Raw genomic sequence first — 13,699 nt, 5'->3', positions numbered from 1 at the left:
TTCCGGCGTATCGGCCCCGATGCCGACCGTGGCGCCCGCAGAATTTTTTCCGCTTGTGGTGCGGATCCCGCAGGTCCGCGTCGTCGAAGGGCGTGGATTGTTGTTGCGCAACGTGTCGCCGGCGGAGGCCAACGTTTCGGAGCATGCGGGGTGCTCCGGAGTGTCCGGGTCGAACAAAAGCTGGCAAGTTGGCGGGACGATCGCAATGATGACAAGGGGATCCGCGATTGTCGCCACATTATAGCAGCGGACGAATCCGCGTTCTCACCTTCCTCCACAGCTTCGCGCCGGGCGGCGTGGAGCGTGTGGCGCTGCGGCTGGTCCGGCACTGGCGCGCGATGGGCGTGGACGCGCCGCTGTTCCTCGGCCGCGAGGACGGGGCGATGCGCGACGAGTTCGCCGATGTCGCCTATGAAATGCCGCGCCAGCCGCGCAGGCACCAGGGCGGCTGGGAAACGCTGTGGATGATCCTCACGCTGCCCGCTGCGATTCGGCGGCTGCGGCCCGACGTGCTGTTCGTCGCCGGTTCCACCTACACGATCGTCGCAGTGGCGATGACGCTGCTGCTCGGGCGGCGCTGCCCGCCAATCGTCGTCAAGGTCAGCAACGATCTCGCGCGGCGCGACCTCAATCCGCTTGGTCGCTTTTTCTGGCGCGCATGGCTGCGAATCCAGGCGCGGTGCGCGCGCAGCTGGGTGGTGATGGACGAGGCGATGCTCCCCGAACTGCCGCCGGTGATGGCGCAGCGCGGCCATGTCGTTCACGATCCGGCGATCTGCGCGATGCAGTTGCTGCCCGAGCGCGCCCAGCGCCCCGCCGGGCCGCGCCGCTTCGTGGCGATCGGCCGGCTGGCGCCGCAGAAGCATTTCGCGTTGATGCTGCGCGCCTTCGCCCGCGCGGTGCAGCCGGGCGAGACGCTGACGATCTTCGGCGACGGCGCCGAACGGCCCATGCTGGAAGCGCTCGCCGCATCGCTGGGCATCGCCGATCGCGTCCGCTTCGCCGGCCATGTCGCCGATGCGCCCGCGCATCTGCACGACTATGACGTGCTGCTGATGTCCTCGCGCTACGAGGGCGTGCCGGCGGTGGTGATCGAGGCGCTGGCCGCGGGCCTCGCCGTCGTTTCCACCGATTGCGGGGCGGGCCTGCGCAGCCTGCTCAGCCAGGGCCGTTTCGGCATGATCGTGCCGCAGAACGAAGCGCTGCTCGCCGAGGCGATCCGTACCGCACCCTGTGCGACTCCGGATCGGCCGGCGCTGCTCGCCTCGCTGCGGCGTTTCACCATCGAACGTTCGGCGCAGGATTATCTTGCGCTGTTCGTCGCGGCAGCGGAAGCGCATGCCGCCCGCCGGCCGATGCCGGTGGAGCAAGAGGTTCCTGCATGAAGTCTCCCGTGCAGGCGGTCCGCACCGCCTATGCATCGCTTTCGACGACCACCCGGGAACGGCTGCTCGCGATCATCGGCCTCGCCTTCTCGGCGGCCATCCTAGTCGCGGTGTTCTGGCAGCTCGACGGGATCGATTTCTCCGTACTTACCCAGACGCCGACCAATCCGTTGTTCTGGCTGTGCTTCGTCGCGACCTATGTGCTGTCGCCGTTCATGGACTGGCTGATCCTGCGCCGGATCTGGGGGCTGGGCGCCGCTGCCTTTCCCGCGCTGCTGCGCAAGCAGGCGGCCAATGAAGTCGTGCTCGGCTATTCGGGCGACGCGCAGCTCTATGTCTGGGCGCGGCGGACGCTGGGCCCCGAGGGTCGGCCGTTCGAGACGCTGCGGGACGTGGCGGTCACCTCGGCGCTGGCGGGCAATCTCGTCACCTTGGCGATGCTGGTGCTCAATGCGCCGATCGTCCATGGGCTCGCCAAGGGCGCGCTGTTCACTACGCTGCTGATCTCGACCGCGACGATCGTGCTCTCGTCGCTGGCGATCTTCTTCTTCCGCCGCTTCGTCTTCGCGCTGCCGCCGCGGCAGCTGGCGGTGACGATCGGCATCCATACCGCCCGGATCCTGCTCAGCCTGGTGCTCACCGCATTACTGTGGAAGCTGCTGCTGCCCTCGGTGTCGGTGGCGGCGCTGTTTCTGGTCGGCACGCTGCGGATGATGATGTCGCGGCTGCCCTTCGTGCCTGCCCGCGAGGCGCTGCTCGCACCGCTGATCGTTGCGCTGCTCGGCGACGCTGCCGGGCTGGCGGGCGCGGTGCTGTTCGTCGCCACGCTGATGCTGGCGGCGCATGTCGTGGTCGGCGGCGTTTCGGCGCTCGCCGACTTCGTCGCGCGTCCCCGGCCGCGCCTGGCCTGAGTCGCGCAAAAAGACGCTGGCGCCCGCGTGCCGCAGCCGCCATCAGCCGCGCCGGTATCAAGGATGAGGGACGGGTGATGGCGAAGACGGCGCTGGTGATCGGCGCGCTGCTGGCGGGGGTGCTGCTCGGCTTTGCCGCGCGCTGGCCCGCGGGCGCGTTCCTGGTGCCGTGGATCGACCTGGTCGCGCCGATCGGCGCCTTCTGGATCCGCGCGCTGACCATGACCCTGGTGCCGCTGGTGTTCGCGCTGGTGGTGAGCGGCGTGGTCAACGCGGTGCGCCACGGCCAGGGCGGGCGGCTGCTTGCGACCAGCTTCGCGGTATTCCTGCCGATGCTGGTGCTTGCCGCGCTGCTTGCCTGGGGGGCGCTGGAGATCGTGCTGTGGCTGTTCCCGTTGGGGCCGGACCCGCTCGCCGGGCTCCTCACCGCGGGCCCGCCGGCGGTGCCGCACGTGCCGAGCGCCTCCGAACAGATCCTCGCCATCCTGCCCGAAAACCCGATCGCGGCGGCGGCCAGCGGCGCGATGCTGCCCTTGGTGGTGTTTGCGATGCTGCTGGGCGTGGCGATCGCCCGCACCGAGGGCAACGGCCTGGCGGGGGTGATCGACGAACTGGCCAAGGCGATGACGCGGATCGTCGACTGGATCCTGCTCGCCGCGCCGATCGGCATCTTCGTGCTGGCGATGGGGGCGGGCAAGGCGGCGGGGGCGAGCGTCGCCGGCGTGCTGGCGCGCGACGTGGCGGCGGAGATCCTGTTCTGCCTGCTCGCGATCGGGATGTGCTATCTGCTCGTCTTCGGGCTACGGGCGATGCCGCTCGGGCGGTTCGCGCGCGGCATCGTGCCCGCGCAGGCGACCGCGGCGGGGACCTGCTCGTCGATGGCGACCGCGCCGGTCTCGATGGACGTGGCGCTCAACGGGCTGCAATTGCCGCGGGAAGTGGCGGGCACCACGCTGCCGCTTGCCATCTCCACGTTCCGATTGGCGACGACGGGGGTCACCGTGATCGAGGTATTCCTGGCGGCGCATGCGGCGGGCGTACACGCCTCGCCGGTGCAATGGGTGCTGGCGGGGCTGTCGGCGGTGATCGCGGGCATCGCCACGCCGGGGCTGCCGGGGGCGGCGATCCTCTATGCCTGCGACGCGCCGGGCATGCAGATCCTCGGCGCGCCGCTGGCGATGATCCCGCTCTACATCGCGGTATCGGCGATCCCGGACATGTTCATCACCACCGCCAGCGTCACCGGCCAGGTGACCGCGACGACCCTGGTCGCGCGGCTGGTCAGGCGAGGGAGCTGAGACCGGGCAGGGTGCCTGCGGCGATCGTCATGCTGCGACCGCCGATCCAGGCCTCGCCGTCTGCATCGTAATCGACGAAGATGCGCCCGCGCCGATCCAGCCTTGTGCCTTGTGCGGCGACATAGCTGCCGGTCACGCGGCCGCTGTCGTACAACCACTGCGCCGCCGAGGCGTTGAAGCTGCCGGTCACCGGATCCTCGATCACCGTGCCGAACGCGCCGCTGAAGATGGTGCGGATTTCCCAATCCACGGGTCTCCCCGCCGGGTGCGCGCCGATCAGGCCGATCTCGATCCGGTCGTCGGAGTGCCGCACCGGCTCTACGGCGAGGACGGCTTCCGCCGAGTCGAGCAGTACCGCAACCCAGCCGGGCCCGTTGTCCGCCCAGGCAGCATCGACGATCGCTTCCGGAGCGATCCGCAGCGCCGCCGCGAGCGTTGCGCGGGTCTCCGCATCCACGGGCCCGCTCCGCAGCAGCGGCGGCGCCGCGAAGGCGAGGCGGTCGCCCTCGGGGCGGATCGGGATCAGCCCGGCGCCGCATTGCTGGACGATCCGGTCCGCTGCCGCCGCCGCGCCGCCCGCCGCCAGCCAGGCGTGGCAGGCGCCCAGCGTCGGATGGCCGGCAAAGGGCAGTTCGCGATCGAGGGTGAAGATGCGGGCGTGATAGTCGGCGCCCGGCACGCTCGGGGGCAGCAGGAACACCGTCTCGCTCAGGTTGAACCAGCGGGTGATCGCCTGCATCGTCTCGGTGTCGAGATCGCCGCCGCCCTGCACCACCGCCAGCGGATTGCCGGTGAACGGGCCGTCATGGAACACGTCGACCAGCGAAAAGGGCGTCGTCATCTGCTGCATCTCCCCCGCCGCGCGTGCGGCACGCGGCGGGAGATTGCCGATTGTCGCGCGCATGGCAAGCGGATGCCGAACGGCCTTGCGGCCGCCGCTCCCCTGGGAGCGACGGCCGTGCAGCCTGGTTCGATCGGATCAGAAGGTGATGCCGAAGCCGGCGCTGATCGTCTCGCCGCTGTCCTTGCCGGTGAATGAGCCGGTGCGGTTGTTGGTCTTCCAGTGGATCAGGTTCAGCTGAACGCGGATGATGCTGTCCAGATACCAGTTGGTGCCGATCGTCGCGGCCTCGCCCTTGGTGGCGTTCGGGATGCCGGAATATTCGAGATTCTCGTACCGGGCGAGGATCTCGATCGCGCCCGGGCCGCCGTCGAACACCGGCCGCAGCACGCGCGGCTGGGCGAAGGTGCCGAGGCGCGGGTTGTACGGCGGCAGGTCGCCGGTGACGAAGAAGCCGGTCGACAGGCTCCAGGCCTTGCTCTCGAAGTCCGGGCGGCCGGCGTTGAGATGCGCGACGCGCTTGCCGGCCTCGCCCATCACCCAGAACGGGCCGGCATAGCCGCCCAGTTCGGCGCCATAGCCGGTGGTGCCGGTGCCGCCGACCAGCGTGCCGGTCTGCACGCGCAGATTGCCGTTGAAGCGGCCGCCGATCACGGTGTTGCGGGTCAGCGTGCCGGGTCCGCGCGACGACAGCGCCTCGTCGAAGCCCCACAGGCCGACATGGACGAGCGAGCGACCGGTCTTGTAGGGATTCCAGTGCGCGCGGGCCATCACGGTGCGGCTGTCATTGGTGGCCTGGGTGGCATCGACGCTGTCGCCGCTGAGCGTGATCGAGGCGTGGCCGGTATTCCAGAACAGGCGCGACATCAGCGCGATGCCATAGAAACCGCGCTGCGGAATGATCGAGGTGCCGACGACGTTGCGTTCCAGGAAGGGCGGCGCATCCGACCCGCCCGAACCTTCGAACCCGCGATCGTTGAACATGTTGCCGAAGCGGACGTCGTAGGAAACCTTGCCGATGTCGTTGCGCCAGCCGACGAACATCGTGCCGACGTCCGAGGTGTTGTCGGCGAAGTCGTTTTCGAACTGGTAGAAGAAGTGCGGGCCGACCGCGCCTTCGATACCGATACGCAGCGCGCGCGCGCCGGTGGTCGTGATGTTGCGGGTGTCGTAGTTCGAGCCGAAGGTCGAGCTGGCATGGTTGATGATACGGCCGCGCATCTTGAACAGGAACTTGCCGTCGGCGGAGCGGAAGATCGGCAGGCCCCCGCGCCATTCGGTGTTGACGTTCGAGACGTTCTCCAGCGCACGCGCCTGGGCGACGGTCTGATCGGCGAGATCGGCAGCCGCGAGCTGCGGCGCAAAGGAATCGGCGACCATCTCGTCATTGGCGACGCTGACGCGCCGCTGCGGCGCTGCCTGCTGCTGCGTCGGCGCGGCAGCGGAGGCGCTGGCGGTGGGCGCGACGGGCCGGGCGCTTTCGATCTTGTCGAGACGGGCGCGCAGCGCGGCGATCTCTTCGGCCTGCGCCTTGAGCAGTTTGATCAGCTCGGCCTGATCTCCCGGCGTGTTCTGGGCGAGCGCCGGCGTGGCGAAGAGCAGCGCCGAAAGCGCCGCGCCCGCCAGGAACTTCGTCTTCATCGTGACAACCCCGTTTGTTGGTCCTGTGTCGCCAAGGGCAACTGAGTACCAGTATAGGACGGGACTATCGCAATGATCCGGCAATGAAATGAAAGATACGGGTTTACGTAGAAATGCAATGGTGGCGTGTAAGGCGAATAAACCGACCGTCTTTTGGTTATCGGTACGTGAAAGTGGACGTATTTTCCGTTATTGCGTTTGCACTTGTTCGCCGTTCCTGATGATCTGCTAGTGCGTTATATCCAATTTGATTACTCAGGTGTTGTGCCTGGCCTAGGTGTTTTCCCGAGAGCCTCGATGTGATCGTCACAGGGCCTTGTCCATTCGCACCAGCGGCACGCACACGCCGTCGATCGCGGTGGGCAGGATCGGCTCCACCTGGGCATAGCCGCAGGCTTCGTAGAGCGGCACGCCGGCCATGGTCGCCATCATTTCGGCGCGCGTGAAACCGGCGGCGCGGGCGGCCTCCTCGCATAGGCCGAGTATGCGGCGACCGATGCCACGGCGGGTGAAATCGGGATTGGTGTACATCGCCCGGATCTTGGCGGCGTCGTGGGCGGGATCGAGCCTTTGCGGCGCGCGGGCGACGATGCTCGCGTCGCCGCCATAGAGCGTCGCGCGGAACGACCAGCCGCCGCAACCGGCGATCGTGCCCGCGCCGTCCTCGACAAGGAAATAGGTCTGGTCGGCGATCAGCTGGGTGTCGAGACCCATCACCTGGTGGCTGGCGGCGATCTGCTCGGGGGTGAGGAAATCGTGCTGGAGCTGCGCGATCGCGCGGGCCATCACCGCCCGCAGCGCCTCCAGGTCGTCTGGCTGGGCGAGGCGGTGGGGGAAGTCGGGCATCGGCGAGTTCCTGCGCATTCCTCCCCGTTCCGCAGGGCTATCGCATTTGAACCCGAAGGATATCGGCGCATCGAAAACCATCGTTATCCCGGCTTCCGCCGGGATGACGGGAGTCCTTGGCCATATGCGATTGCCCACCCGGCACGGGGAGGGGTGTTGCCATTCTTAGTGGTTGTCGCGCGGGATGCCGTGCGTCTGGGCGATGCGCTGGAACTGCTCGGCGCCCTCCAGGATCGCGCCGGTGTTCATCTGGCCGACCACCGCGCGCTGGATCGCCTGCCACGGCGTCTGCGAGGCCGGATAGGCATAGCCGCCCGCCTCGGCCAGCACGCGGCGGCGCTCGGCGAGCTCGTCGGCCGGGATCAGCACGTCGGCGGTGCCGCGCTTGAGGTCGATCCGCACCCGGTCGCCGGTCTTGAGCAGCGCCAGGCCGCCCATCGCCGCCGCCTCGGGCGAGGCGTTGAGGATCGAGGGCGAGGCCGAGGTGCCCGACTGGCGGCCGTCGCCGATGCACGGCAGCGCATGCACGCCCTCGCGGATCAGATAGGCCGGCGCGCGCATGTTCACGACCTCGGCCGCACCCGGATAACCGATCGGGCCGGCGCCGCGCATCACCAGCAGCGTGTCGGTGGTGATGCCGACGGCGGGGTCGTCGATGCGGTGGTGGTAATCCTCGGGGCCGTCGAACACCACGACCGGGCCTTCGAACGCCTCCGGGTCGTTCGGGTTGGAGAGGTAGCGGTCGCGGAATTCGGGGCCGATCACGCTGGTCTTCATGATCGCCGCGTCGAACAGGTTGCCGCGCAGCACGATAAAGCCGGCTTCCTCGACCAGCGGCTCCTCGAAGCGGCGGATGACCTTCTCGTCCTCGATCGTCGCATGGCGGCAATTCTCGCCGATGGTCTTGCCGTTGGCGGTGATCGCATTCTCGTGGATCAGGCCCTGCTGCATCAGCTGGGCGACCACCGCGGGCACACCGCCGGCGCGGTAATAATCCTCGCCGAGATACTCGCCCGCAGGCTGCAGGTTGACCAGCAGCGGCACCTTGTGGCCGTGGGTCTGCCAATCGTCGAGCGCGAGCTCGGCGCCGACATGGCGTGCAATCGCGGCCAAGTGGATCGGGGCGTTGGTCGAGCCGCCGATCGCCGAGTTGACGACGATCGCGTTGAGGAATGCCTCGCGCGTCAGGATGTCGGAGGGCTTGAGGTCTTCCGCCACCATGTCGACGATGCGCTTGCCGGTGCGATAGGCGACTTCCTGGCGGTCACGGTACGGCGCGGGGATCGCCGCCGAACCCGGCAGCATCATGCCCAGCGCCTCGGCGAGGCTGTTCATCGTCGTCGCGGTGCCCATGGTGTTGCAATAGCCAGTCGACGGCGCCGAGGAGCTGACCAGACGGATAAAGCCTTCGTCATCGATCTCGCCGGCGGCGAGCAGCTCGCGTGCCTTCCACACGATCGTGCCGGAGCCAGTGCGCTCGCCGCGGTGCCAGCCGTTGAGCATCGGCCCGACCGACAGCGCGATCGCCGGGATGTTGACGGTGGCCGCCGCCATCAGGCAGGCCGGGGTGGTCTTGTCGCAGCCGGTGGTCAGCACCACGCCGTCGATCGGATAGCCGTAGAGCAGCTCGACCAGACCGAGATAGGCGAGGTTGCGATCGAGTCCCGCGGTCGGGCGCTTGCCGGTTTCCTGGATCGGGTGGACCGGAAACTCGATCGCGATGCCGCCGGCCTCGCGGATGCCTTCGCGGATGCGCTCGGCCAGCACCAGGTGGTGGCGGTTGCAGGGGCTCAGGTCCGAACCCGTCTGGGCGATCCCGATGATCGGCTTGCCCGAGCGCAGTTCCTCCAGGCTCAGCCCATAGTTGAGATAGCGCTCGAGATAGAGCGCCGTCATATCAACGTTGTCAGGGTTATCGAACCAGGCGCGGCTGCGCAGCTTGGGGGCAGAGTCGGTCATCGGAAAAGCCTTGCGGGAGGGGTAAGGTCAGTTGGTCGTCGAGAAGCGATAGACGATCAGGTTGCGGTACGTCTGCCCCGGATCGAGCCGCGCCGAGCCGAGCGCCGGCTGGTTGGGCGTATCCGGGAAGACCTGGGGTTCGAGGGCGAGGGCGTCGCCCTGGCGATAGGCATGGTTGGACTTGCCGATCGCGGTGCCATCGAGAAAGTTGCCGGTATAGAATTGGACGCCCGGCTGGTTGGAGAGGATCTCCATCACCCGGCCGCTCGACGGATCCTCGACGCGGGCATGGAGCACCGGCTGGGCCGAGGGAGCCTTGGCGATCACGAAATTCTCGTCATAGCCCTGGCCGAACACGATCTGCGGATCGCGGCCATCGCGGATGCGGCTGCCGATCACGGTCGGCTTGCGGAAGTCGAACGGGGTGCCTTCGACCGGGCGGAGCTGGCCGGTGGGGATCAGCGTCTTGTCGACAGGCGTCGTGGTCTCGGCGGGAATCGTCACGACATGGTCGTAGATCGAGCGCTGCGAGGCTTCGCCGGCGAGGTTGAAGAAGCTGTGGTTGGTGATGTTGACGATGGTCGGCTTGGTCGTGGTGGCGGTATATTCGACCGACAGCTCGTTCTTCTCGTTCAGCGCATAGGTGGCGGTGACGGTGAGCTGGCCGGGATAGCCTTCCTCGCCATCGGCGGAGACATAGCGGAGCGTCACGCTCGACGTCTCGCCGCTCGTCACCTTCTCGACGGTCCACAGCCGCTTGTCGAAGCCCTTGGGGCCGCCGTGGAGCGCGTTGGGGCCGTTGTTCTTGGCGAGCGTATAGGTCTGGCCGTCGATGCTGAAGGTGCCGCCCTTGATGCGGTTGGCGTAGCGGCCGACGGTGGCGCCGAAATAGTTGGGGGCGACCAGATAGCCCTGCATGTCGTTATAGCCGAGCGTCACGTCCTCGGACTTGCCGTTGCGGTCGGGTGCCGAGAGCGACTGGAGGATCGCGCCGTAGCTGATAATCGTGGCGCGCATGCCATGGCCGTTGGTGAGGGTGATGGCCTCTACCTTCTGGCCGTCGGCGGTGGTGCCGAAGGCGGCACGCGTGGCTTCGCCGGCCTGTGCGGACAGCGGAATCATCGCGGTGGCGAGCAGCGCGCCCTTGATAAGATAATTCATGCAATGCCTCTCCCTATCGGTTATCGCTGCTGCAAGCGGCGACGCGGCCGTTGACGCTGGACATCGGGTTGAATACTCCGACTAGAAAGCGAAGAGCAACCCCGCCGCGCCTGCCCGTGGCAAAAAACGAGAGGATCATACCAGCATGGCGGTCATGCCAACGTCAAAGGCTGCTCCGGCGGGGGCCGGGCAAGCCTCTCCCCCAACGCAATATGGACGCGCATTGGCCCTGCTGGCCACGCTGTTCTTCATGTGGGGCTTCATCACCGTGATCAACGGCACGCTGCTGCCGCATCTGCGCAGCGTGTTCGAACTCAGCTATTTCCAGGCGGCGCTGATCGAGAGCGTCTGGTTCATCGCCTATTTCTTCGCCTCGATTCCCTCGGCCAAGCTGATCGAGCGGATCGGCTACCAGAAGTCGCTGGTCGTCGGGCTGCTGATCATGGCGGCGGGCGCGCTGGGCATGACGCTGGCGGCGAGCCTGCCCTCCTACGGCGTGACGCTGTTCATGCTGTTCGTGATCGCCAGCGGCATCACGCTGCTGCAGGTCGCGGCCAACCCCTATGTCGCGGTGATCGGCCCGTCGGAGACCGCCTCGTCGCGGCTCAACCTCGTGCAGGCGATGAACTCGGCCGGCACGATGCTCGCGCCGCTGTTCGGTGCTTATCTGATCCTCGGCCGCTCGAAGGGCGGCACGGCGGAGGCGGGCGCGACGCTCACCCAGGCCGAGCGCCTGGCCGACGCGCATGCGGTGATCCTGCCGTACGTGCTGGTCGCCGTCGTGCTGTTGGTGCTGGCGATCGTGATCGCGCGCTTCCCGCTGCCGGCGATGGGCTCTGCGACGAGCCGCGTCGCCAAGGAGGAGCGCAAGCACCATTCCTTGTGGAACCACCGCAACCTGGTGTTCGGCATCGGCGCGATCTTCATCTACCTGATCGCCGAGATCGGCGTCGGCAACCTGTTCGTGAATTTCGTCAGCCGTCCCGAGATCGGCAACATGACGACCGAGCAGGCGGGCCGCTACCTCACCCTGCTCTGGGGCGGGATGATGGTCGGCCGCTTCGTCGGTTCGGCGATCATGCAGAAGGTGGATGCGGGGATCGTGCTCGCCGCCTTCTCGATCGCCGCGTTCATCGTGATGATGGTCACCGTGTTCACCCAGGGCGAAGTGGCGATGTGGTCGCTGATCCTGGTGGGCCTGTTCCACTCGATCATGTTCCCGACGATCTTCACCCTCGGCATCAAGGGCCTCGGCCCGCTGACCGAAGAGGGCTCGGGCCTGCTGATCATGGCGATCGCCGGCGGCGCGCTGGTGGCGGTGCAGGGCTGGCTGGCCGACCAGTACGGCCTGCAGCACTCGTTCCTGCTGACCGCGATCTGCGAGCTGTACATCCTGTTCTATGCGCTGTGGGGCTCCAAGCCGACCAACGCGATCGAGGACTGATCCGGTGCCCGCCTCCTCCGGCTCGGCTCGGGGGAGGCGGCGCTGATCCACGCGGCAGCCCCCCGCATCGAGGGCGAGATCGATGCCCGAAAGTTCCGAAAGTTCCGGGAAGGCGACACAAACCCGATCCTCCGTGACGATTCGCGATCGACCGAAGTGGAACAAATCATAAACAAGATGTGTAGGAAAGCAGCTTTCGTCGCGGCAGGACGCGCGGCTCGACGGAAGCCGACGCTTTGCCCTCACATCGAGAGGCGGGTGTCTTCCAGCGCCAGGTCGACCAGCGTGCGCATCGCTGCCGCCGCCGCATCCGGATCGCCGGCCGCGATCGCATCGAATACCTTGATGTGATCGGGCACCGGATCGCGCGGCAAAGCGCGGGCGCGCTGCTTGTACTTGGTCGTCCAGCTCACCGCCGCGCCGATGCTGGCGCTCAGCGCGACCAGTGCGTTGTTGTGCGTGGCTTCCAGCAGCGCATCGTGGAAGTCGCGGTCCGCCGCCCGGCCGGCATCAGTGGCGAGCGTGTGCCGGCGCATCTGGGTGAGCGCGTCGCGCATCGCCTTCACGTCGTCGCGGTCGCGGCGTTCGGCCGCAAGGCGGGCGGCGGCGGGCTCGACCACGGCGCGCAGCTCGAACAGGTCGCGGACGAAATCGGTGTCGGGCTCGCCCGAAAACGCCCAGGCGAGCACCTGCGGATCGAGCATGTTCCAGCGGCTGCGCGGCAGCACGCGGGTGCCGGCCTTGGGACGGCTCTCGACCAGCCCCTTGGCGGTGAGCACCTGCACCGCCTCGCGATAGGCGCTGCGCGACACGTCGAGCGCCTCGGCATTGGCCACCTCGCCGGTCAGCTTCTCGCCGGGCGCGATCGCGCCGGAGACGATCTGGATGCCGAGATAATGCGCGATCGCGCCCCGCAGGCGGCGGCCCGAGCCCTTGGGCGTGCGGGTGATCGGCTGCACGCCTGCCTCGTCCACGCCGTCCGCCTGATCGTCCACTGCCATCCGCTCGCTCTCCTGCATGTTTTCCCGTGTAGCGCGAAGCTGGGCCCTCCGGCAAACGATGCGCGATTGCCAAGTGGGACAGAGCCGAATAAGTCCGACTAAACCGAGACAAGGAGTGGTTCGATGGCGTTGCGGCTGATGCAGTATCGAGGGGCGGACGGGCAGCGGCGGGTGATCGCCGCCGACGAGAGCGGCGCGCGCTTCGTCCGCGGCGTTGCCGATGTCCGCAGCCTGGCGCTGCACGCGATTCAAGCGGGCCAGTCGCTCGCCGAGGCGGTAGCGGCGGCGGGCAGCGACGGCGACGCCGATCCGGCGGCGGCGCTGGCGGCGGGTCAGCTGCTCGCGCCGATCGACCATCCCGATGCCGCGCACCTGGTGCTGACCGGCACCGGTCTCACCCATCTCGGCTCGGCCGAGGGCCGCGACAAGATGCACCGCGATGCCGCCGCCGCCGAGCACAAGACCGATTCGATGCGGATGTTCCTCGAAGGCGTCGAGGGCGGCAAGCCGGGCGCGGGCGCGATCGGGCAGCAGCCCGAATGGTTCTACAAGGGCAATGGCCATCATCTCGTCGGCCCCGGCGAGACGCTGGCGATGCCCGGCTTCGCGCAGGATGGCGGGGAGGAGCCGGAGCTGGCCGGCATCTATCTGATCGGTCCGGACGGCACGCCGTTCCGTCTCGGCCTGTGTCTCGCCAACGAGTTCAGCGACCATGTGACCGAGCGGCACAATTACCTCTGGCTCGCGCATTCCAAGCTGCGCCAGGCCGCACTCGGCCCGGAGCTGCTCGTGGGTGAGGCGCCGAGCGACGTCCGCGGCACCAGCCGGATCGTGCGCGACGGCGCCACGCTGTGGGAAAAGCCGTTCCTCTCGGGCGAGAGGAACATGTCGCACAGCCTCGCCAATCTCGAGCATCACCATTTCAAATACGGCCTGTTCCGCCAGCCGGGCGACGTCCATGTCCATTTCTTCGGCACCGCGACGCTGTCGTTCAGCGACGGGGTGAAGACGGAAGTGGGCGACACGTTCGAGATCGAGGCGGCGCCGTTCACCCTGCCGCTGCGGAATCCGCTGGCGCAGGTGGAAGACGCTGGGATCGCGGCGGTGAAGCTACTTTGACCTGAAAATCCTCCCCGGCACGGGGAGGGGGACCATGCGCAGCATGGTGGAGGGGCCGCGCCGCAGGCGCGGTTGTCCTGTCCAAGTGATGAA

Annotated in this window: 11 protein-coding genes; 5 read left to right on the top strand and 6 right to left on the bottom strand. The window is 67.8% G+C overall.

What is annotated here, in order from left to right; genetic code table 11:
* Positions 1 to 227 precede the first annotated feature (227 nt).
* From CA234_RS04135 to CA234_RS04125, 3 genes are all read left to right on the top strand, one after another.
* Positions 228 to 1,385 carry a glycosyltransferase gene (locus tag CA234_RS04135; protein ID WP_209092276.1) on the top strand — a complete coding sequence of 386 codons (1,158 nt, stop codon included), beginning with the start codon at positions 228 to 230 and terminating at the stop codon, positions 1,383 to 1,385.
* The gene (locus tag CA234_RS04130) at positions 1,382 to 2,296 is read left to right on the top strand and encodes a hypothetical protein (RefSeq protein ID WP_125976329.1); all 915 of its coding nucleotides are present in this window, start codon (positions 1,382 to 1,384) and stop codon (positions 2,294 to 2,296) included. The genes CA234_RS04135 and CA234_RS04130 overlap by 4 nt, the downstream gene beginning before the upstream one ends.
* A 77-nt stretch (positions 2,297 to 2,373) precedes the next feature.
* Positions 2,374 to 3,594 carry a cation:dicarboxylase symporter family transporter gene (locus CA234_RS04125; RefSeq protein WP_125976331.1) on the top strand — a complete coding sequence of 407 codons (1,221 nt, stop codon included), beginning with the start codon at positions 2,374 to 2,376 and terminating at the stop codon, positions 3,592 to 3,594.
* Here CA234_RS04125 and CA234_RS04120 read toward each other — a convergent pair.
* The 5 genes from CA234_RS04120 to CA234_RS04100 all read right to left on the bottom strand — a co-directional run bounded on the left by CA234_RS04120 (position 3,578) and on the right by CA234_RS04100 (position 10,042).
* Positions 3,578 to 4,435, bottom strand: coding sequence for a PhzF family phenazine biosynthesis protein (locus tag CA234_RS04120; RefSeq protein ID WP_125976333.1), 858 nt, complete (start codon positions 4,433 to 4,435; stop codon positions 3,578 to 3,580). The genes CA234_RS04125 and CA234_RS04120 overlap by 17 nt on opposite strands.
* A 138-nt stretch (positions 4,436 to 4,573) precedes the next feature.
* The gene (locus CA234_RS04115; protein WP_126000983.1) at positions 4,574 to 6,076 is read right to left on the bottom strand and encodes a porin; all 1,503 of its coding nucleotides are present in this window, start codon (positions 6,074 to 6,076) and stop codon (positions 4,574 to 4,576) included.
* Between the two features lie 306 nt (positions 6,077 to 6,382).
* Positions 6,383 to 6,922: a GNAT family N-acetyltransferase gene (locus CA234_RS04110; RefSeq protein ID WP_126000982.1), complete on the bottom strand. Its 540-nt coding sequence runs from the start codon at positions 6,920 to 6,922 to the stop codon at positions 6,383 to 6,385.
* A gap of 165 nt (positions 6,923 to 7,087) precedes the next feature.
* Positions 7,088 to 8,881, bottom strand: a complete 1,794-nt coding sequence (locus CA234_RS04105) for an IlvD/Edd family dehydratase (RefSeq protein ID WP_126000981.1) — start codon at positions 8,879 to 8,881, stop codon at positions 7,088 to 7,090.
* Between the two features lie 27 nt (positions 8,882 to 8,908).
* Positions 8,909 to 10,042 (bottom strand): aldose epimerase family protein, encoded by a 1,134-nt coding sequence (locus CA234_RS04100; RefSeq protein ID WP_126000980.1) that lies wholly within the window; start codon positions 10,040 to 10,042, stop codon positions 8,909 to 8,911.
* Positions 10,043 to 10,187: 145 nt separating this feature from the next.
* Here CA234_RS04100 and CA234_RS04095 point away from each other — a divergent pair, with 145 nt between their 5' ends.
* Complete coding sequence (locus CA234_RS04095; protein ID WP_125976344.1) at positions 10,188 to 11,486, top strand: sugar MFS transporter; 1,299 nt, start codon at positions 10,188 to 10,190, stop codon at positions 11,484 to 11,486.
* Between the two features lie 242 nt (positions 11,487 to 11,728).
* Here CA234_RS04095 and CA234_RS04090 read toward each other — a convergent pair whose 3' ends face one another.
* The gene (locus CA234_RS04090) at positions 11,729 to 12,487 is read right to left on the bottom strand and encodes an FCD domain-containing protein (RefSeq protein WP_126000979.1); all 759 of its coding nucleotides are present in this window, start codon (positions 12,485 to 12,487) and stop codon (positions 11,729 to 11,731) included.
* Positions 12,488 to 12,610: 123 nt separating this feature from the next.
* Between CA234_RS04090 and araD1 the strand changes: the two genes are divergently transcribed.
* Positions 12,611 to 13,606 (top strand): AraD1 family protein, encoded by a 996-nt coding sequence (gene araD1, locus CA234_RS04085; protein ID WP_126000978.1) that lies wholly within the window; start codon positions 12,611 to 12,613, stop codon positions 13,604 to 13,606.
* Positions 13,607 to 13,699 lie beyond the last annotated feature (93 nt).

Source organism: Sphingomonas sp. ABOLE, assembly GCF_003950455.1.
Lineage (GTDB): Bacteria > Pseudomonadota > Alphaproteobacteria > Sphingomonadales > Sphingomonadaceae > Sphingomonas > Sphingomonas trueperi.
This window is presented reverse-complemented; position numbering and strand designations above follow the sequence as displayed.

Excerpts from the sequence above, each read along its gene's own strand:
- CA234_RS04105 (WP_126000981.1), bottom strand. The coding sequence starts at position 8,881 with ATGACCGACTCTGCCCCCAAGCTGCGCAGCCGCGCCTGGTTCGATAAC.
- araD1 (WP_126000978.1), top strand. The coding sequence starts at position 12,611 with ATGGCGTTGCGGCTGATGCAGTATCGAGGGGCGGACGGGCAGCGGCGG.
- CA234_RS04125 (WP_125976331.1), top strand. The coding sequence starts at position 2,374 with ATGGCGAAGACGGCGCTGGTGATCGGCGCGCTGCTGGCGGGGGTGCTG.
- CA234_RS04120 (WP_125976333.1), bottom strand. The coding sequence starts at position 4,435 with ATGACGACGCCCTTTTCGCTGGTCGACGTGTTCCATGACGGCCCGTTC.
- CA234_RS04115 (WP_126000983.1), bottom strand. The coding sequence starts at position 6,076 with ATGAAGACGAAGTTCCTGGCGGGCGCGGCGCTTTCGGCGCTGCTCTTC.
- CA234_RS04095 (WP_125976344.1), top strand. The coding sequence starts at position 10,188 with ATGGCGGTCATGCCAACGTCAAAGGCTGCTCCGGCGGGGGCCGGGCAA.
- CA234_RS04090 (WP_126000979.1), bottom strand. The coding sequence starts at position 12,487 with ATGGCAGTGGACGATCAGGCGGACGGCGTGGACGAGGCAGGCGTGCAG.
- CA234_RS04110 (WP_126000982.1), bottom strand. The coding sequence starts at position 6,922 with ATGCCCGACTTCCCCCACCGCCTCGCCCAGCCAGACGACCTGGAGGCG.
- CA234_RS04130 (WP_125976329.1), top strand. The coding sequence starts at position 1,382 with ATGAAGTCTCCCGTGCAGGCGGTCCGCACCGCCTATGCATCGCTTTCG.
- CA234_RS04100 (WP_126000980.1), bottom strand. The coding sequence starts at position 10,042 with ATGAATTATCTTATCAAGGGCGCGCTGCTCGCCACCGCGATGATTCCG.